Raw genomic sequence first — 17,747 nt, forward strand, 5'->3', positions numbered from 1 at the left:
TCCGATGTCGATCAGTTCGGCAATCCCGTGGGCTATGTCGAGATGCAGAATGCCCCGCAACCGAAGAGAATTTTGCTGACGCAGTTCTTGACTTGGCCATGGAAGAGGAATCCATGAAGGGGGCTGTGGTGCCGGAACTCAAAGCCGGCGACACCGTCATCCTGGACAATCCCGGCTCCCATAAGGCTCAGGAAGCCGTCCCCCCGCACGAACGCTCAGCCTGCTTCAGAGAGGCAGGATATGAACGGGCTTGAAAACATTCCGCTCTGACGAATCAAAGCAGCTCGAGCATTGCCGCCGCGCCGGACGCGGTGGCCTGACCCGGGCTTTCTTCGACATTCAACGCCTTGACTACGCCGTCCTCGACCAGCATCGAGTAGCGCTTGGAGCGAAGGCCGAGCGTGCCGGCCGAAAGGTCGATCTCCATCCCGATCGCCCTGGTGAAGGCGGCGTTCCAGTCCGAGAGGAAGTGGATCTTGCCCATGCCGCCGGAATGGGTTGCCCAGGCCCCCATCACATGCAGGTCGTTAACCGCGACGACGGCGATGTCGTCGACGCCGCGCGCGAGAATGGCGTCGCGGCTTTCCAGATAGCCGGGCAGGTGGTTGAGCGAGCAGGTCGGCGTGAAAGCGCCGGGGACCGCGAAAAGAACCACGCGTTTGCCCTTGAAGAGCTGTTCCGTGGTCACCTCTACCGGGCCGTCCGCGGTCTTCTCCTTGAAGGTTGCGTTGGGCAGCTTGTCTCCGACGGCAATGGTCACTGGTCTCTCCTCGGCTGGTCTCTATGCAAGTAGTGAAATTGCGGGGAACTATAGGGTTAGCTCAATCAAAGGCAAGCGTCGTCTCCATGCTGCGGCTGCCGGCGCGCAGGGTGAGCGTGATCGGCTTTCCGGCGATGGTCTCGGCCTTGCCGGAAACCTTCACCGGAACGTCCGCCCGGCGCTGGGCGCCCCGCTCACCGTGAAAAACCGGCTCGCCGAAAAAGACGCCGGGCGGCCCAGCGAGAAAGAGATCGGCTGGCCCCGCAGCCGCATCCCGTGGCAACTCGAACTCGAGTCGGGCCAGGCCGGTCGTTGCATCGAATTTCGCGCTCACCAGCCTGAAGTCCTCGGATGGCTGCTCCGGCAGCGCGGAGATCGCCTTTTCTATGCGCGCATCGTCGAGCGGATTGTCGAAGTCGCCGCTCTTGAGCGAGAGGGACACATCGCCCTGCACGGGGATGCAGATGTCTTCGCAAATGCCGAGGAAGATGGAGGCGCGGATGGTGACGTCGCCGCCATTGCCGGTCCTCTTCAACGTCAGCGGAAAAGCCACCGGCGCGTCATATCCGATGTAGCGTCCCGGCCCCTCGCCGAACGTCTTCGGCGCCGGGAAACGGATCGATTGCAGGGAGACGCCGCCGGAGGGATCGAGGGTGACCTGCGGCGGTATGCCGCTTGCGCCGGGATCCCGCCAATAGGTTTTCCAGCCGGAGGTCAGCCGAACTTCGAGCATGGCGGGAATGAAACCATCCGGCTTCGGTTGCGAAGCGACAATGCGGAAAGCGCCGCCGGGCGAGGTCACCCATTCGCTGGCGGCTCCGTAGGACTGGGCGGGCAGAAAAAAAGCGAGGAGAAGGCTTGCCGTGGCGATGCGTTGGGCCATTTTCACTGGGGTCGGGCGTCGGATCATGGTCAAAGCTGTATCGCGTTTCGCCCTCGGTCTCCAGCGGCCCCGATACGTTGCCGCGATCATAATTGCTTGATCGGCAAGGCGAGGATATGGGCAGGGCGTCGCCTGTGCACATCATAAGGGCGCATTGCGAACCCGGCCGCAACACCGCAGCGGAATGTCGTAGGCGCAAATTTCGGCGAAGGCCACGCAGAAGCGCTTTTCATTTCGTCGCGAATTGATAGGCTGTCGATATCATGGCGACAAACGTGCTGAATACGATACGCGAACGCGGCTTCCTTGACGGTCAATTCCTGATCGCCATGCCCGGTATGTTCGACGCCAATTTTGCCCGGACGGTGATCTTCGTCTGTGCCCATTCGGAAGACGGGGCGATGGGTTTCATCCTGAACCGCCCGCAACGCCTGACCTTCCCGGACGTTCTGCTGCACCTGCAGCTCCTGGACCCGGATGAGGCGATCCGCCTGCCGTCGGCCACGCGCGAGTTCCAGATCCAGGCCGGAGGCCCCGTCGAGACCGGGCGCGGCTTCGTACTGCATTCGGATGATTATCTGAGCGACTCCAGCATTCCCGTCAGTGACGACATCTGCCTCACGGCAACGCTCGATATCGTCAGGGCCATCTCGCGCGGCGAGGGACCCCTCAAGGCCACCATGCTGCTCGGCTATGCCGGGTGGGGCCCGGGCCAGCTGGAAACCGAAATCACCCAGAATGGCTGGCTGACCTGCCCTGCGCAGGAGGAACTGATCTTCAGCCGCAATCTCGACGAGAAATACGACAGAGCCTTGGCCCTGATGGGTGTCAGTCCGGCGATGCTGTCGACGGATTCCGGCCACGCCTGAAAGCCTGGTTGTCCCTCATCCGCCTGCCGGCACCTTTTCGCCGCAGGCGTCGCGAAGGGAAGCGACAGTCGCTCGATTATCTCTCATGCCGGCCGCAGCAGGCGAGTGAGGGGCGAACGCCCTCAAGCCCGCTTCATCAGCGGAAATCGCTCCTTCAGGAGCCTCAGGATCGAGTCCGATCCGACCGGCGGTCCGAAAAGAAAGCTTTGACCGTAGTCGCAGCCCATCTGCGCGAGCTGGATCGCATCTTCCTCGGACTCGATCCCCTCCGCGACCACCCGCATGTCCAGTTCGCGCGCCATCGTGATCACCGAGCGCAGGATAACGGCGCGCTTGTCGCTCGGATCGCGCACCAGCGCCTTGTCGATCTTGATCGTATCGAAAGGGAAGCGGGTGAGATAGGAGAGCGAAGAGTGGCCGGTGCCGAAATCGTCCAGCGCCAGCCGCAGCCCCGTTTCCCGGAGCTTTTCGAGCACGAGCCTGGCCTGCTCCGGGTTCTCCATGACAAGTGATTCCGTCAGCTCCATTTTGATCTGCGCCGGATCGCAGCGGCTCTGGCTGAGGATTGCGCGCATGTCGTCGTAGAGTTCGTTGTTCAGAAGCTGTGCGCTCGACAGATTGATCGAGATGAAGATCGGCAGATCGCCGGTTTGCGTCTGCCACTCGGCGAGATCACTGGTGGCCTTATCGAAGGCGAAGAGGCCCAGCTGATTGATCAGGTCGGAGTTTTCGGCGATGGGAATGAACTCGGTCGGCGAAATGTTGCCGCGTTTCGGATGGTCCCAGCGCATGAGCGCCTCGAAGCCGGCGATCTCCGCGTCGCTGAGGCGAACGATCGGCTGGTATACGAGGGAAAGCTCCTTGCGTTCCATGGCGCGTTTCAGGTCGGCCTCGAGCTGGAGACGGTCCGAGCCGGAGGTGCGGAAAGCCGGACGGAACGGCTCGACCCGGTTGCCGCCTGCCTTCTTGGCGCGGAACATCGCAAGCTCGGCGTCGTCAAGCAGTCCGGCAGCGCTCTGTTCCTGGTCGAGCCACGAGACGAGGCCGATCGAAGCGGTCAGGTTGATCTCGCGGTTTCCGTAGTTGAGCGGGACCATGATCGCCTTGCTGACGGCATCGGCGAAGTCGGCGATCTTGGCCGGATCGCGCTCGGACATGAGGATCAAACCGAACTGGTCGCCGCCGAGACGCGCAAGCGTGTCCTGCGGGCGCAGGAGCCTGCGCAGACGGCGCGTCAGCGCGATGAGGACATTGTCGCCGGCGGCGATCCCCAGCATGTCGTTGACTTGCTTGTAGCGGTCGATGTCGATGGCAAGCACGGTCGGACGTATCGGATTGCTGCCGTCGCCCATCAGCAGGATCGCCTGCAGGCGGTCGAGGAAAACCTGCCTGTTCGGCAGGCCCGTCAGGTTGTCCAGAAGCGCGTTGTGCAAGAGCCGCTCGACCGAGTTGCGCTGTTCGGTGATGTCGACAATGGTGCCGACGCATCGGATGATTTCGCCATTGGCCCCCAGCACCGGGCGCGCCCGAATCGACAGCCAATGATAATGGCCATCCTCGGCGCGCACGCGGAATTCATGGTTGAGCCGACCGCGGCGATGTTCGAGCAGCACGTCGAGCGTCGCCCGGAAACGGTCGCGGTCATCCGGGTGCAGACGCGGCAACCAATTGCGCACCGGCCCGTTCATCGTTCCGAGCGAAAGCCCGAGCTGGTGCGAAATGTCGGGAATGGTGACGACGCGGTCCCGCGCCACGTCCCAATCCCAGACCGTATCGCCCGAGCCGGTGAGCGCCAGCGCCTGACGCTCGAGATCGGAGAACAGACCCTGCTGATAGGCTCCGCCGGCAAAGGCGTGCTGCATGACGGTGAAGCCTATCAGGAGCACGATGAGGACGAGTCCGCCGCCGAGCGCAGGCTGCACGATGTCGTTGGCGAGTTGACCGGTCACCGCGAGCCAGGCGCCGAACAGCCACACGAGGATCAACAGCCAGGCAGGAACGAGAAGGATCGCGCGGTCGTAACGGTTGAAGCCGAGATAGGCGATCAGCACGATACCGACGGTTGCCGTCAGCGCGAAGGAAAGACGCGCGATGCCGGAGGCGATTGCCGGATCGTAGACGGCGACGCCAAAGAGCAGGCCGAGTCCGAGAATCCAGGCGAGCGTCGCATAGCCGAGATGCTGATGCCAGCGGTTGAGATTGAGGTAGGTGAACAGAAAGACGACGAGGCCGGCTGCGAGGAATACCTCCGTCCCCGCTCGCCATATCCGCTCGTCGTCGGCGGTCACGGTGATGAGTTTCGAAAGGAAGCCGAAATCGACGCAGATATAGGCGAGGACCGCCCAGGCGAGAGCGGCCGTTGCCGGCAGCATCGACGTGCCCTTGACGACGAAGAGGATCGTCAGGAACACGGCGAGAAGCCCGGCGATGCCGAGCACGATGCCGCGATAGAGGGTGAAGGCGTTGACGGTGTCCTTGTAGGCATCCGGTTGCCAAAGATAGATCTGTGGCAGCTCCGGCGTCGTGAGCTCGGCGACGAAGGTGATGACCGCGCCCGGGTTCAGCGTGATTCGGAAGACGTCCGCTTCTTCGCTCGGTTGCCGGTCCAGAGCAAAGCCTTCGCTTGGCGTGATCGACAGTATGCGCTGCGAGCCTAGATCGGGCCAGAAGAGCTTCGAGTTCACGAGCCGGAAATGCGGCGCGACGATCACGCGTTCGAGCTGCTCTTCCGAAACATTGGCGAGCGCGAAGACGGCCCAGTCGCCCTGATGATTTTCCGTGCTGGAACGCACTTCGATGCGCCTGACGATGCCGTCCGTACCGGGGGCGGTCGAAACCTGGAAGGCATCGCCCCTGCCGCTGTAGATCTCGGTCGTGGCGGTAAGATCGAGCGCCGTGTCCTCGCGGGAGATCTTTACCGGCTCGAGCGCATGCGCAACGCCGCCGCCGGGGCCGAGGGCGAAAACGACGAGTGCGACCAGAAACGCCGCCAGCCTCGCGGCTGGCCATGCGATCGGCTTACGGATCAGGGGCATCAAAGGGGCATATTCCTGTTGGGTGCGGCATCGACGGAGAGGAGCGAAAACATCAAGTGGTCCCGCCATTGCCCGTTTATCTTCAAATATTGTCTCAAATAGCCTTCACGCTCAAAGCCGGCCTTTTCAAGGAGCCGGATGCTACGTGCGTTTTCCGGGATACAGGCTGCTTCGATACGGTGCAACTCAAGGCGCGTGAAGATGTAGGGGATCGTCAGCTTCAAGGCCTCGTACATATGGCCTTGTCCGGCATGTTTCTGGCCCATCCAGTAGCCGATCATGCAGTTTTGCGCGGCCCCGCGGCGGATATGGCCGATGGTGAGGCCGCCAAGCAGCGTTTCGTCCGGCCTGTGGAAGAGGAAGAGAGGCACGGCCTGACCGGAAGCGAATTCCTGTTCGTTGCGATTGACTCGGCTGCGAAAGGCGCCCTCGGTCATTTCATCGGCGCGCCAGGTGGGCTCCCAAGGCTCCAGGAAGGCGCGGCTTTCGCTGCGCAGCCGGTACCATTGCCGGTAGTCGGCGTAGCGGGGAAGGCGGAGCAGATAGTGCTGGCTGGCGATCTCGACCGTCTCCGGCTGCCGCGACAGGAACCGAAAAACCGATCGTGTCATATATGCCTCCAGGCCAGTAGCGCGGTCAGCGCCGCCGCTGTTCGGTCGAGCCGAATGCATGTCGTCCAAGGGTGTGCGGCGCTTGCGGAAGGACGACATGCACGAGAATGATGACCTAAAGCGCGCCGCGTGGACCCAATCGAATGCGACGCGCCTTCAAGGCACTGCCTCATTGCGAAACGTTGCACAAGTTTACGCTCAAATCGAATCCGATTTTAAGAATTGTACAAGGAAAACGAGGACCTTGAAGGATTAGCATGCGACCGGCAATGGCCGGTCAGCTCGCCGCAGCGCGTATCGCGTCCGCTTTCGTGGTCAGCGAAGACAATATGTCGTTCAGGGGCGCGAGCTGTTCGAGCGGCCCGATGGCCGAGAGCGTCGGCACCGTGTCGAAGAACAGGCGGCCGGCGAGGTCGGTCAGGCGCTCTATGGTGATGCCCGACAGGCGCTCCATCAGCTCCTCATTGGGGATCGGACGGCCGTAAAGCATCATTTGCCGTGCGATCTGTCCCGCACGCGCCGCCGGGCTTTCCTGCCCCATCAGCAATTGCGCGCGGATCTGCGCGCGGGCACGCTCGATCTCCTGCTGATCGATGGACAGGGACGACTTGCGCAATTCATCGACGATCACCGGCATCAGCTCCGGCAGGTTTTCTCCGCCCGTCGCCGCATGTACGCCGAAGATTCCGGTGTCGGAGAAGCCCCAGTGGAACGCATAGACCGAATAACAGAGACCTCTGTGTTCGCGCACTTCCTGGAAAAGACGGGACGACATGCCGCCGCCAAGAATGTTGGCGAGAATCTGCGAACAGTAAAAATCGCGCGCGTGATAGGCCTTGCCTTCGAAGCCGAGCAGCACCTGCGCATCCATCAGGTCGCGGCTCTCGCGGCTGTCTCCGCCGGTGTAGCGCGCGGTCTCGATGACGGGAGCGGAAGCGGGTTGGGCCGGAAACGCGGCGAAGCGCTCCTCCACCTGGCGCACGATGGTGTCGTGGTCGACGGCGCCGGCGGCGACGATGAAGGTACGGTCGGTCGTATAGTTGCGGCCGAGATATTGCCGGATCTGATCCGCGCTGAAGGACATTACCGTTTCGGGCGTGCCGAGGATCGGCCTGCCGACCGTCTGGCCCCGATAGGCGGTCTCGGCAAAACGGTCGAAGACGACGTCGTCCGGCGTGTCGTCCGCCGCTCCGATCTCCTGCAGGATGACCTGCTTCTCGCGGCGGAGCTCGTCCGCCTCGAAGCTCGATTCCGTCAGAATGTCTGCGAGAATATCGACCGCCAGCGGCACATGGTCCTTGAGCACGCGGGCATAATAGGACGTCGTTTCGGTGGAAGTGGCGGCATTGACCTCGCCGCCCACATTCTCGATTTCCTCGGCGATCTGGCGGGCGCTGCGCCGCCTCGTGCCCTTGAAAGCCATGTGCTCCAGGAGATGCGCAATTCCGTGTTCATTCACGGTTTCGTTGCGCGAACCGGACTTTATCCAGACCCCGAGCGCCACGCTTTCCAGATGCGGCATCCGCTCGGTCACCACCGTCAGCCCGGAAGGGAGCCGGGTGCACTCAACTTTCATCATCCGTGATCTTTCGCTCTATTCCCGAACGCGGGTACGCTCGCCGATGAAGGTTTCGACGCTCTTGAGTTCTGGATCCAGGATGTCGAAACGCTCCGCCCTAGTCATGAGATCAGCAAGCCACGTCGGAAGCGCGGGGTCAATACCACTTGCCGATTTTACTGCGGCGGGGAATTTCGCCGGATGGGCCGTCGCAAGGGTGACCATCGGGGCGGAGCTCTTCTCGTGCCTGGCTGCCACGAAAACGCCTATTGCCGTATGTGGATCAAGCAGATAGCCGGTCTCATCGAAGGTTTTGCGGATCGTTTTCGCCACCTCTTTCTCCGAGGCGCGGCCGGCGCGAAATTCCTTGCGGATTTTTTTCAGCGCGGCATCTCCGATCGTGAACGAGCCGGATTGGCGGAGGCCCGCCATCGCCGCGCGGACCTCCGCCGGGTCGCGCTCGTTGGCCTCGAAAATGAGCCTCTCGAAGTTCGAAGATATCTGAATGTCCATCGACGGCGAGGTCGTTGCCTTGACCTCGCGCATCTCGTAACGGCCGGTCTTCAGGGTGCGCGCCAGAATGTCGTTTTCGTTTGTGGCGATGATCAGCTTGTCGATCGGCAGACCCATGCGCTTGGCGACGTAGCCTGCAAAGATGTCGCCGAAATTGCCGGTCGGCACGGTGAAGGAAATCTTCCGGTCCGGCGCGCCGAGAGCGACCGCCGTCGTGAAATAATAAACGATCTGCGCCATGATACGCGCCCAGTTGATCGAATTGACGCCGGAAAGCTTCACGCGGTCGCGGAAGGCCTGATCGTTGAACATGGCTTTGACCAGGTTCTGGCAGTCGTCGAAATTGCCTCTTACGGCAACCGCATGCACATTCGATGCCGCCGACGTGGTCATCTGCCGTTGCTGCACCGGCGACACTTTGCCCTGCGGAAAAAGGATGAAGATGTCGGTGCGCTCGCGCCCGGCGAAGGCGTCGATCGCGGCACCGCCGGTATCGCCGGAAGTCGCTCCCACGATCGTCGCCCGCTCACCGCGCTCGGCGAGAACATGGTCCATCAGCCGCGCGAGCAACTGCATGGCGACGTCCTTGAAGGCGAGCGTCGAGCCGTGGAAGAGCTCCATTACGAAAGCGTTCGGTCCGGTCTGGACCAGGGGGGCCACGGCGGGATGACGGAAGGTGGCGTAGGCCTCGTCGATCATCTCGCGGAATTTGGCGGCTGGGATCTCGCCATTGGTGAAGGGCTCCAGAACGGTGAAGGCGATCTCCTGATAGGATTTGCCGCGCAGCGCCCGGATATCCTTCTTTGAGAGCGTCGGCCATGCCTCCGGCAAATAGAGCCCGCCGTCGCGGGCAAGTCCCGCCAGAAGCGCATCGCAAAAACCGAGAGAGGCCGCTTCTCCCCGTGTCGAAATATACTTCACCATCGTCATCCTTCGTCGTTTGCGCGTCTCAAGGACGCGCGGCGCTGCAGGCGCGTTTTGCGTCAGTCTCCGGCAGATCGCGCGGCCATTCTTGTCACCGTGGCAATTTCACGTCGGTCTCGGAAATTTCGGTGGGGGAGCGTGGACCGGTCGATTTTTGATTTCGCCGCTGCTATAGACGATGCCCGAAGGTCAAGAAAGGGCTCCGGCCGTTTTCGGCCCAGAGCTTGAGTTGGCCCGAGGTGCTCTCAAGCTCGCGCCTGTTGTAGCCGCCCGCGGCGAGTTCGGCTTGCTCGAAAGCCGAACTCGCCGCGGTCCGGGTTTTCGTCCGTTCAGTAGAGGTTGTGCAACGTGTCTGGCAAAGTGTCTCGCCGTCTTCTCGCAGTATCCCTCCTTTTGGCCGCTGCAGGCTGTAACAAGACGCAATCGGGTGGCGCCATCGACGCCGGCGGAAGCGCGACGGCGCCGACGCCTGCGGTGATCCAGGCGGCGTGCCCGCCGATCAGCCTTCGGGACGGTACGTCCTCCTATCGTACCTATGCCAAGGGTGCCAAGGACGACCCGAGCAAGATCGTCTATCAGGCCTCGCTTGCCGATACGACGCGCCAATGCGTGCAGAGCCCGGACAAGCTGACGATGACGGTCGTCGTGCAGGGTCGCGTGGTCGCCGGTCCCGCCGGAGGGCCGGGCAGGGTGACGCTGCCGATCCGCGTTGCCGCCACGGACGGCGAAAAGACGCTCTATTCGGAGCTGACCCAATACCCGGTCGAAGTGCCGGCGGGCAGTGCCACCACACAGTTCGTCTTCACCAAGGCCGATGTGACGATTCCTGCCGGTGCCGGCGCCGAAGCGAAGGTTTTCGTAGGATTCGACGAAGGTCCGTATAGGACCAAGTAATACCCGCCCCGCATCCGGCCTGCCGGCCACCTTCTCCCCGCAGGCGGGGCGAAGGACGCGAGCGGCACGCTCCCAGCTCTCTCTTGGCGTTGAAAGTGCGGAGGCGATGCCGCTTGTACCTTCTCCCCGTAAGACGGGGAGAAGGTGCCGGCAGGCGGATGAGGGGCGAGCTCAACTCCGCTCAGCGGCCGCTTACTCGACCGCGACGCTCTGGCCGCCTTCCCACTTGTAAAGCGAGAAGCTCGGCGAGGTGAGATCGCCGCTTTCACCGTAGGTCAGCTTGCCGATGACAGTGTCGATCGCCTCGCCCGACTTGATGGCGGTGGCGACGGCGGTCGCATCTTCGGTGGAGCCCGCCTTCTCGATACCCGCCTTGAGCACCTGCACGGCTGCATAGGCGTTAAGTGTGAAGGCTTCCGCGGGGATGTTCTTGGCTTTGAGGGCCTCGATCACCGGTGCGGCGGCCGGATTGCGGGTCGCATCGCTGGCATTGGTGTAAATGGTGCCCGCTGCCGCCTCGCCGCCGATCGCCCAGAATTCGGTATTGGAGAGGCCGTCGCCGCCGAGGAGCTGCGCCTGTACGCCCTGGTCGTGCATCTGACGGGCGAGCAGCCCACCTTCCGCGTGATAGCCGCCGAAATAGACCACGTCGACATTCTCGGCCTTTAGGCGGGTGACGATCGCTCCGAAGTCCTTCTCGCCGGGGGTCAGGCCTTCATAAACCACCTCGTTGATCCCGCCTGCATTGATCGCAGCCTTGAAGCCGTCGGCAAGGCCTTTGCCATAGGCGCCCTTGTCGTGCAGCACCGCGACGCGCTTGTCCTTGAAGTTCTTGACGACGTAGTCGGCGGCGACAACAGCCTGCTGATCGTCACGGCCGCAGGTGCGCAGAACGTTCCACAGCCCGCGGGTCGTAAGGTCCGGGGTCGTAGCCGTCGGCGTCACCATCAGGATTCCGTTTTCGGCCAGAACGTCGGATGCCGGCATCGAAGTACCGGAGAGCACCGGACCGACGACGTATTGTATGCCTTCGCCCGCCAGCTGGTTGGCGACCGAGACGGCCTGCTTGGGTTCGCCCGCGTCGTCGACGACCTTGACGACAAGCTTCTCGCCATTGACGCCGCCGGCGCCGTTGATCGCTTCAACCGCCGCTTCGGCGCCGTTCTTGACCTGCTCGCCGAAGGCCGCGACGGGACCGGTGAGCGGAGTGATGACACCGATGGTGATGTCGGCATGGGCGAGCGGCGCAAACGCGACGCTGGCCGCCAGGGTCATTCCGGTCAATCGTGAGAGACGCATTGTGTTTCCTCCTTGGAAAATCCCCCTTTGGGGGGTCTGCTTGATATGTCCGCGCCGCAGTCCGAAAATCGGTCGATTCTCGGAGGAAGTCCATGCGTCTTCCATGCGGCATGGAGTCCTCACCCTGTCGTACCGCCACCCCGGCGCACTTCCGGGAAAAGCGTGTAACGGTTTTCCCTGCGGGAGTGCGTAAGTTCAAGCGTTAGAGCGGGATGTGCGAAAAGCGCACTTTATCTTCATCCCGGCTCTAAGCCGTCATGGATTCCGACCATTCCGCGAGCGCGGCGATTACCCCGGGAAGCGACGCCATTCGCGAGATGACTGTTTCGGCGCCGGCTTCCGTCAGCTTGTCCGCATGGGCTGCGAATGTATGCGAACCGCCGGTGAAACCGACGACGCGCATGCCCGCCGCGCGGGCGCCATGAACGCCGTGGACTGAATCTTCGATGACCAGAACGCGCGCCGGATCGACGCCGAACTGGCCGGCTCCATGCAGGAAGATGTCCGGCTTCGGCTTGACGCGATCCGGGCCAAGGTCGCGAGCCGAATAGATATGCTTGCCGAAATGGTCCTTGATGCCGACTTTGCCGAGCATCATCGCAAGCCGTTCGGAAGTGGAGTTGGAGCAGATGCAATGCGGAAGCGTCAGTTGCATGAGCGCTGGGCGCACGCCCTCGATGATCTTGACGTCGCGGGCAAGCCGCTGATCGAGAATCGAGTCGACCTTGTCGATCAGGGAAGCGGAAAGCGGAATGCTCGCTTCCTTCTCGACCGCCAGCAGCGTATCGCGCCAGGTCATGCCGGAAAAGCGTTCGGACATTTCCTCGATGCTGATCGGATAGCCCGCGTCGGTCAGCAATCCGGCCTCGACTTCCGAGGCGATGATTTCCGAGTCGACGAGCACGCCGTCGCAATCGAAGATAATGAGGTCGATACCGGTCATAAGTCGGTTCCTTGGGAGAAAGGCGCCGCCGGCAGGGGAGGAGCTGAAAAGCGGCGCGGGAAACGGTCGCCGCAGCTTTATACGATGGCGGATCAAAGCTCAACCTGGAGCAGGAGGTCGATAACCAAAGATTGTGGCCGCTTGATATCACAATCGCAGGCGCTCCGCCATTGCGATTTGAAATCATCACGGATTATCGGGGAAAGAGTTCCGAAAAGGCCTTCTCGCCCGCGGCCGTGAACCGAATGGCGCGGCTGTTCCGTTCCCTTTTCGCCCAGCCCTTGTCGATGAAGAACGTCAGCAAGGCTTCCCCGAGCGAGCCCGCGAGGTGCGACCGCCGCTCGCTCCAGTCGAGGCAGGTCCGGCAGATCGGTCGCCGGGATTTCTGCAGCGCCGCGTAATCGATCCCGAGCGACTCGATGCGGATACGCCCTGTATCGGTGAGAGCCAGATCGTCCTCGCCCGTCATTTCGATTTGCCGGGCGGCGATCAGGCTGTCCAGCATGCGCACGCCATAATCGCCGGCGAGATGGTTGTAGCAGACGCGCGCCTTGCGCAGCGCCGGGTCCTTGGGTCCGGGCCGCGAGCGCGTCAGGCCGCGCCCGGCGGCAAAGCCCATGAGGTTTTCGAGCATGAGCCCGACCTCGTCCTCGCTCAGCGTATAATAGCGGTGCCGGCCCTGCTTGCGCTGTGTCAGCAGACCGCCCGCTTCCAGCTTGGCCAGGTGCGAGCTGGCCGTCTGCAGCGTGATGCCGGCCTGGGCCGCAAGCTCCGTCGGCGTCAGCGCCTGGCCGCCCATCAGCGCGGTCAGCATGTTCGCGCGCGCAGGATCGCCGATCAGCGAACCGATCAGGGCTATGTCCGGACCTTCCTTCATACTTCGACGGTAATCGAAGCATCGCCTCTGTGCAAGCGGGCATCATGGAGGTCGATCAACAAGGAGAAAACCATGATCACCTGTTTCATCCGTTACGAGATCGATCCGTTCCGGAAGGACGCTTTCGCTGCCTATTCGCGCAACTGGGGCGAAGCGATTCCCCGCTGCGGCGCCGATCTCATCGGTTATTTCGCCCCGCATGAAGGCTCGGCGACGACCGCCTATGGCATCTACAACATAGAGAGCCTCGCCGCCTACGAGGCGTATCGGGCACGCCTCGCCGCCGACCCGCTCGGGCGCGAGAACTATGAATTTGCCAGAAATGAACGCTTCATCCTCAGGGAAGACCGGATTTTCCTGAAGAACGTCTCCCTGACGCACGCGAAAGGATGACGCGATGATTGCGGTGATATTCGAAGTCCTGCCGACTGAGGGCAGGCACGACGCCTACCTCAAGCTTGCCGGCGATCTGCGACCGCTGTTGGACGGGATCGACGGTTTCATTTCCATCGAGCGTTTCCGGAGTCTCACCAATCCGGAAAAGCTGCTGTCGCTCTCCTTCTGGCGCGACGAGACGGCGGTAAAGGCTTGGCGCAATTGCGCCGAACACCGGGCCGCGCAGGCTGCGGGCCGCCGCGGAGTTTTTGCCGACTACCGGCTGCGGATTGCTGCGGTCGTTCGGGACTACGGTCTTGACGAGCGGGAAGCGGCGCCGCCGGACAGCCGGCGATGGCACGATGCGAATGGCGATTCCTGATCGACGGCGCCGGCAATGACGCAATTATTTCCGGCGACCTTCAGGCTTTGGTAACCATCTTCGGTAACCATACGCCTATCGTCAGTCCGAGTAAGCGTATTTGCGAGTTGCCAATGTCATCAGTTGTTTCGCTTGCCGAAATCTCCCGTGCCGCCCGTCCGTTGAACTGGCTCGACAGCATCATCAAGGGAGATTGCGTGGCCGCGCTGAACGCGCTTCCCGATAATTCGGTCGATGTCGTTTTCGCCGACCCGCCCTATAACCTTCAGCTCGGCGGCACGCTGCACCGGCCCGACCAGTCGCTGGTCGATGCAGTGGACGACGATTGGGACCAGTTTGCTTCCTTCGAAGCCTATGACGCCTTCACCCGCGCCTGGCTGCTCGCTTGCCGGCGGGTGCTGAAGCCCACCGGCACGCTCTGGGTCATCGGTTCCTACCACAACATCTTCCGGGTCGGCGCGATCCTTCAGGACCTGCATTTCTGGGTCCTGAACGATATCATCTGGCGCAAGACCAACCCGATGCCGAACTTCAAGGGACGCCGCTTTCAGAACGCGCATGAAACGCTGATCTGGGCGACCCCCAACGCCAAGGCCAAGGGCTATACCTTCAACTACGAAGCAATGAAGGCGGCGAACGACGACGTTCAGATGCGCTCCGACTGGCTGTTCCCCATCTGCTCCGGTTCCGAGCGGCTGAAGGGTGACGACGGCAAGAAAGTACACCCGACGCAAAAGCCGGAAGCGCTGCTTGCCCGCGTGCTGATGGCCTCGACCAAGCCCGGCGACGTCGTGCTCGACCCGTTCTTCGGCTCCGGCACCACCGGGGCAGTCGCAAAGCGACTTGGCCGGCACTTCGTCGGCATAGAGCGCGAACAGGACTATATCGATGCCGCCGCAGAGCGCATCGCGGCGGTCGAGCCGCTCGGCAAGGCGACGCTCTCGGTGATGACGGGCAAGAAGGCGGAGCCGCGCGTCGCCTTCAACACGCTGGTCGAAAGCGGGCTCATCAAGCCCGGCACGGTTCTGACGGATGCGAAGCGCCGCTACAGCGCGATCGTTCGCGCCGACGGCACGCTGGCGTCCGGCGGCGAGGCCGGATCCATTCACCGTCTCGGCGCAAAAGTGCAGGGCCTCGATGCCTGCAATGGCTGGACCTTCTGGCACTTCGAGGAGGGAAGCGTGTTGAAGCCTATCGACGAGCTCAGATCCGTCATTCGAAACGACCTGGCAAAACTGAACTGATCAACCAGTTCCGCCTGGGTCTTCGATAAGCGCCACATCCGGTTTTTGTACCTTCAGTCCCGGAAGGAGCGCTTTAAACGCCCGGAATCCGAAAAGGATTCCGGGCGTTTGTACGAGTGCGGGCCGGCGATTACAGCGCGGCAGCCGCCGCCGGCGAAGGTGCCGTGTGCGAAGGCTTGATCCCGTAGGCAGCCAGATCGCCTCGCAGCTGCTGCGCATCGATGAACCGAACTGCCTGCCAGCCGGCCGCGCGTGCGCCCTCGACATTGGCCGGGCTGTCGTCGATGAAGAGCGTCGCGCCCGGGTCGAGATCGAAGGTTTCAGTGTGGGTCCGGTAGATGGCGAGGTCCGGCTTGATCTGCCGCACGTCGCCGGAGACCGTGACTCCGCGCGGCAGGGTCAGGAAAGGATAGAGCCTCTGCGCCTCCCGGAAGGTGTCGGATGCGAAATTGGTCAACATCGTCACGTCCCAGCCGTCGGCGATCAGGCCTTCCATAATGGCGACCGTGTCCGAATAGGCATGCGGCACCATTTCGTGCCAGTGCCGGCGAAAAGCACGGATGTGATCTTCCCTGTCGGGATAGCTGCGGATGAGAAGTGCTTCCGCCTCTTCCCAGGAGCGGCCGCGGTCCTGCTCGATGTTCCATTCGGAGGTGCAGACATTGGCGAAGAACCAGCTGCGTTCCGCCTCGTCCGGGATCAGGCGGGAATAGGGTAGGTCCGGATCGTAATGGATCAGCACCTTGCCGATGTCGAAAACGATGTGGCGGATATCGTTGCTGCTCATTGCCATTTCTGTCGATCCTGGGACTTGCGGTTGGAAACTGAAGCCGGAGGGCCGGTAAGCGCTCCGCCTTACCTTTATCCCGCCTCGAACGCGTGCGGTATAGCCTTGGCGATTGCCTTCTTCATGACAGTCGGAAGCGCCTGCTCCTTGAGCGAGGCCATCGGCTCCCACCAGCCGCTCGTTCCGGTCCGCGCCTCTCCCGCATCGGCGCGCCCGACCCTGGCCCGAAACACGGAAAGGCGCAACTCGAAATGCGTGAAGACGTGGCTGACGGTTCCGCACGGCTCCCAGGACGCGGGGAAGGGCCGGGCATCTATCGAGCTGTCGCCGTCGCGGCGCGCCGTCCAGTCCGTTCCGGGCACCTCTGTCATGCCGCCGAGGAGGCCGGTCTCGGGGCGCTTGCGAAGATAGATGGCGTCGTCGACGGCGACGGCGACGAAGGCGGCACCCAGGCGCAGCGGCTTCTCCTTCTTTGCGGCCTTGCGCGGGAAAGTCTCCGGGTCGGCCGTCTTCAGGGCTCGGCAATCCGGGTGAAAGGGACAGAGGGAGCAGGCCGGCCGTTTCGGCGTGCAGATCGTCGCGCCGAGATCCATCATCGCCTGTGCGAAGTCGCCCGGCCGGTCGGCCGGAGTGAACTCTCGAACCAGGGTCCGCATTTCCGGCTTGGCTGCGGGCAGCGGCGTCTCAATGGCGTGGAGGCGCGAGATCACGCGCTCCACATTCCCGTCGAGAACCGCACTTCGCCGGTTGAAGGCGATTGCGGCGATGGCTGCTGCCGTGTAGTCGCCGATGCCCGGAAGCGCTTTCAGCCCTTCCTCGCTGTCCGGAAAGCGGCTGTCATGATCGCGGACGACCGCCTCGGCGCATTTCTTCAGGTTACGCGCCCGGGCGTAATAGCCGAGGCCGGCCCAAGCCTTCATCACATCTTCGGTGTCTGCCGCTGCAAGGTCGTCGACCGTCGGCCACAAAGCGAGGAACTTCTCGAAATAAGCCTTGACTGCCTGGACCGTGGTCTGCTGGAGCATCACCTCCGACAACCACACATGGTAGGGATCGGCGACCACGCCTCCTCGCGCCATCGCTGGCGAGATCCGCCAAGGCAGGCCGCGGTGGTGCCGGTCGTACCAGTCGAGAAGAAGTGCGGCGCTCGTTGCCTGTGGAATATCGCGCGTCATTTGCCGGGGGATCCTTTTGCGGCCTATACTTGGCCGATGCCGGCTCCAGCCGCAAGGTTCCATAGCAATTGCAAACAGAGAGTCGCTCCGTGAGTGAAGGAAAGGCCCGCAGGGGCGTCGTTCAGATAAGTGAAGTCGCCAACGGCCTGATCGATCCGGTGCTGGCGAAGCGTGCCGGCATCAATACGATGCTGCTCGGTTCGTGGGACGAAATCGCGGGGGCGGAGTTCGCCGATTGCACCCGTCCGGAAAGAATTACCTGGCCACGCCGTGCTTCCGAAACCGCGGGCGAAGGCGGCTACCAGCCGGGCGTCCTGACAGTTGCCTGCGAGGGCGCGCGGGCGCTTTTCCTGAGCCATGCTCAGGGCGAGCTGATCCAACGCATCAACGGCTTCTTCGGTTTCCATGCGGTCGGTCAGTTGCGCATCGTCCAGAAGCCGGTTGCGACGCCGCCCAAACGCCACAGCCGCCCGAAACCCCTTGTCGGCGAAGCTGCCCGGCGGCTCGAAGCCATGGTGGAGGGCGTCGAGAGCGAGGTGCTGAAGGCGGCGCTGAAGCGGCTCGGCACTGCCGTTCTGGCGACGCGGCGGCGATGACGGTCACGATTGTTTGAACGCT

At 62.7% G+C, this 17,747-nt stretch carries 17 protein-coding genes; 6 read left to right on the forward strand and 11 right to left on the reverse strand.

Annotated elements, in window-relative coordinates; genetic code table 11:
* Nucleotides 1-274 precede the first annotated feature (274 nt).
* Nucleotides 275-760 carry a peroxiredoxin gene (locus SINAR_RS0114305; protein WP_027999736.1) on the reverse strand — a complete coding sequence of 162 codons (486 nt, stop codon included), beginning with the start codon at nt 758-760 and terminating at the stop codon, nt 275-277.
* Between the two features lie 61 nt (nt 761-821).
* A complete protein-coding gene (locus tag SINAR_RS0114310) occupies nt 822-1,649 on the reverse strand; it encodes a protein-disulfide reductase DsbD domain-containing protein (RefSeq protein ID WP_027999737.1) in 828 nt (275 codons plus the stop codon).
* Between the two features lie 257 nt (nt 1,650-1,906).
* On the opposite strand from SINAR_RS0114310, the gene SINAR_RS0114315 reads away from it, so the two are divergent.
* Nucleotides 1,907-2,512 carry a YqgE/AlgH family protein gene (locus SINAR_RS0114315; protein WP_027999738.1) on the forward strand — a complete coding sequence of 202 codons (606 nt, stop codon included), beginning with the start codon at nt 1,907-1,909 and terminating at the stop codon, nt 2,510-2,512.
* A gap of 122 nt (nt 2,513-2,634) precedes the next feature.
* On the opposite strand, the gene SINAR_RS0114320 is transcribed toward SINAR_RS0114315, so the two are convergent.
* From SINAR_RS0114320 to thrC, 4 genes are all read right to left on the reverse strand, one after another.
* Complete coding sequence (locus SINAR_RS0114320; protein ID WP_027999739.1) at nt 2,635-5,547, reverse strand: sensor domain-containing phosphodiesterase; 2,913 nt, start codon at nt 5,545-5,547, stop codon at nt 2,635-2,637.
* On the reverse strand, nt 5,547-6,158 hold the full coding sequence (locus SINAR_RS0114325; protein ID WP_027999740.1) for a GNAT family N-acetyltransferase: 612 nt from the start codon (nt 6,156-6,158) through the stop codon (nt 5,547-5,549). The genes SINAR_RS0114320 and SINAR_RS0114325 overlap by 1 nt, the downstream gene beginning before the upstream one ends.
* Nucleotides 6,159-6,435: 277 nt before the next feature.
* Nucleotides 6,436-7,737 carry a M16 family metallopeptidase gene (locus tag SINAR_RS0114330; protein WP_027999741.1) on the reverse strand — a complete coding sequence of 434 codons (1,302 nt, stop codon included), beginning with the start codon at nt 7,735-7,737 and terminating at the stop codon, nt 6,436-6,438.
* Between the two features lie 15 nt (nt 7,738-7,752).
* Complete coding sequence (gene thrC / locus SINAR_RS0114335; protein WP_027999742.1) at nt 7,753-9,153, reverse strand: threonine synthase; 1,401 nt, start codon at nt 9,151-9,153, stop codon at nt 7,753-7,755.
* Between the two features lie 348 nt (nt 9,154-9,501).
* Between thrC and SINAR_RS0114340 the strand changes: the two genes are divergently transcribed.
* On the forward strand, nt 9,502-10,047 hold the full coding sequence (locus SINAR_RS0114340) for a hypothetical protein (protein ID WP_027999743.1): 546 nt from the start codon (nt 9,502-9,504) through the stop codon (nt 10,045-10,047).
* Nucleotides 10,048-10,239: 192 nt separating this feature from the next.
* Here the strand turns inward: SINAR_RS0114340 and SINAR_RS0114345 are convergent, their stop codons facing one another.
* The 3 genes from SINAR_RS0114345 to SINAR_RS0114355 all read right to left on the reverse strand — a co-directional run bounded on the left by SINAR_RS0114345 (nt 10,240) and on the right by SINAR_RS0114355 (nt 13,166).
* Nucleotides 10,240-11,346, reverse strand: a complete 1,107-nt coding sequence (locus tag SINAR_RS0114345) for an ABC transporter substrate-binding protein (RefSeq protein WP_027999744.1) — start codon at nt 11,344-11,346, stop codon at nt 10,240-10,242.
* A gap of 247 nt (nt 11,347-11,593) precedes the next feature.
* Nucleotides 11,594-12,289 carry an HAD family hydrolase gene (locus SINAR_RS0114350; RefSeq protein ID WP_027999745.1) on the reverse strand — a complete coding sequence of 232 codons (696 nt, stop codon included), beginning with the start codon at nt 12,287-12,289 and terminating at the stop codon, nt 11,594-11,596.
* Between the two features lie 193 nt (nt 12,290-12,482).
* Nucleotides 12,483-13,166: an ArsR/SmtB family transcription factor gene (locus SINAR_RS0114355; RefSeq protein WP_027999746.1), complete on the reverse strand. Its 684-nt coding sequence runs from the start codon at nt 13,164-13,166 to the stop codon at nt 12,483-12,485.
* A 72-nt stretch (nt 13,167-13,238) separates the two neighbouring features.
* On the opposite strand from SINAR_RS0114355, the gene SINAR_RS0114360 reads away from it, so the two are divergent.
* The 3 genes from SINAR_RS0114360 (at nt 13,239) to SINAR_RS0114370 (ending at nt 15,167) form a co-directional block, all read left to right on the forward strand.
* Nucleotides 13,239-13,559: an NIPSNAP family protein gene (locus SINAR_RS0114360; protein ID WP_027999747.1), complete on the forward strand. Its 321-nt coding sequence runs from the start codon at nt 13,239-13,241 to the stop codon at nt 13,557-13,559.
* Nucleotides 13,560-13,563: 4 nt separating this feature from the next.
* Complete coding sequence (locus SINAR_RS0114365) at nt 13,564-13,923, forward strand: antibiotic biosynthesis monooxygenase family protein (protein ID WP_027999748.1); 360 nt, start codon at nt 13,564-13,566, stop codon at nt 13,921-13,923.
* 113 nt (nt 13,924-14,036) lie between these two features.
* Complete coding sequence (locus SINAR_RS0114370; protein ID WP_027999749.1) at nt 14,037-15,167, forward strand: site-specific DNA-methyltransferase; 1,131 nt, start codon at nt 14,037-14,039, stop codon at nt 15,165-15,167.
* Nucleotides 15,168-15,297: 130 nt separating this feature from the next.
* Here the strand turns inward: SINAR_RS0114370 and SINAR_RS0114375 are convergent, their stop codons facing one another.
* Both SINAR_RS0114375 and mutY read right to left on the reverse strand, forming a co-directional pair.
* Complete coding sequence (locus tag SINAR_RS0114375; protein ID WP_027999750.1) at nt 15,298-15,954, reverse strand: HAD family hydrolase; 657 nt, start codon at nt 15,952-15,954, stop codon at nt 15,298-15,300.
* Nucleotides 15,955-16,028: 74 nt separating this feature from the next.
* Complete coding sequence (mutY, locus tag SINAR_RS0114380) at nt 16,029-17,129, reverse strand: A/G-specific adenine glycosylase (protein ID WP_027999751.1); 1,101 nt, start codon at nt 17,127-17,129, stop codon at nt 16,029-16,031.
* 89 nt (nt 17,130-17,218) lie between these two features.
* Between mutY and SINAR_RS0114385 the strand changes: the two genes are divergently transcribed.
* Nucleotides 17,219-17,725: a DUF721 domain-containing protein gene (locus SINAR_RS0114385; RefSeq protein ID WP_027999752.1), complete on the forward strand. Its 507-nt coding sequence runs from the start codon at nt 17,219-17,221 to the stop codon at nt 17,723-17,725.
* Nucleotides 17,726-17,747 lie beyond the last annotated feature (22 nt).

The sequence above is a fragment of the Sinorhizobium arboris LMG 14919 genome (assembly GCF_000427465.1).
Lineage (GTDB): Bacteria > Pseudomonadota > Alphaproteobacteria > Rhizobiales > Rhizobiaceae > Sinorhizobium > Sinorhizobium arboris.

Coding starts and splice junctions, on each gene's coding strand:
- SINAR_RS0114320 (WP_027999739.1), bottom strand. CDS start 5,547: ATGCCCCTGATCCGTAAGCCGATCGCATGGCCAGCCGCGAGGCTGGCG.
- SINAR_RS0114370 (WP_027999749.1), top strand. CDS start 14,037: ATGTCATCAGTTGTTTCGCTTGCCGAAATCTCCCGTGCCGCCCGTCCG.
- SINAR_RS0114325 (WP_027999740.1), bottom strand. CDS start 6,158: ATGACACGATCGGTTTTTCGGTTCCTGTCGCGGCAGCCGGAGACGGTC.
- SINAR_RS0114355 (WP_027999746.1), bottom strand. CDS start 13,166: ATGAAGGAAGGTCCGGACATAGCCCTGATCGGTTCGCTGATCGGCGAT.
- SINAR_RS0114360 (WP_027999747.1), top strand. CDS start 13,239: ATGATCACCTGTTTCATCCGTTACGAGATCGATCCGTTCCGGAAGGAC.
- SINAR_RS0114375 (WP_027999750.1), bottom strand. CDS start 15,954: ATGAGCAGCAACGATATCCGCCACATCGTTTTCGACATCGGCAAGGTG.
- SINAR_RS0114350 (WP_027999745.1), bottom strand. CDS start 12,289: ATGACCGGTATCGACCTCATTATCTTCGATTGCGACGGCGTGCTCGTC.
- mutY (WP_027999751.1), bottom strand. CDS start 17,129: ATGACGCGCGATATTCCACAGGCAACGAGCGCCGCACTTCTTCTCGAC.
- SINAR_RS0114345 (WP_027999744.1), bottom strand. CDS start 11,346: ATGCGTCTCTCACGATTGACCGGAATGACCCTGGCGGCCAGCGTCGCG.
- SINAR_RS0114330 (WP_027999741.1), bottom strand. CDS start 7,737: ATGATGAAAGTTGAGTGCACCCGGCTCCCTTCCGGGCTGACGGTGGTG.
- SINAR_RS0114365 (WP_027999748.1), top strand. CDS start 13,564: ATGATTGCGGTGATATTCGAAGTCCTGCCGACTGAGGGCAGGCACGAC.
- thrC (WP_027999742.1), bottom strand. CDS start 9,153: ATGGTGAAGTATATTTCGACACGGGGAGAAGCGGCCTCTCTCGGTTTT.
- SINAR_RS0114315 (WP_027999738.1), top strand. CDS start 1,907: ATGGCGACAAACGTGCTGAATACGATACGCGAACGCGGCTTCCTTGAC.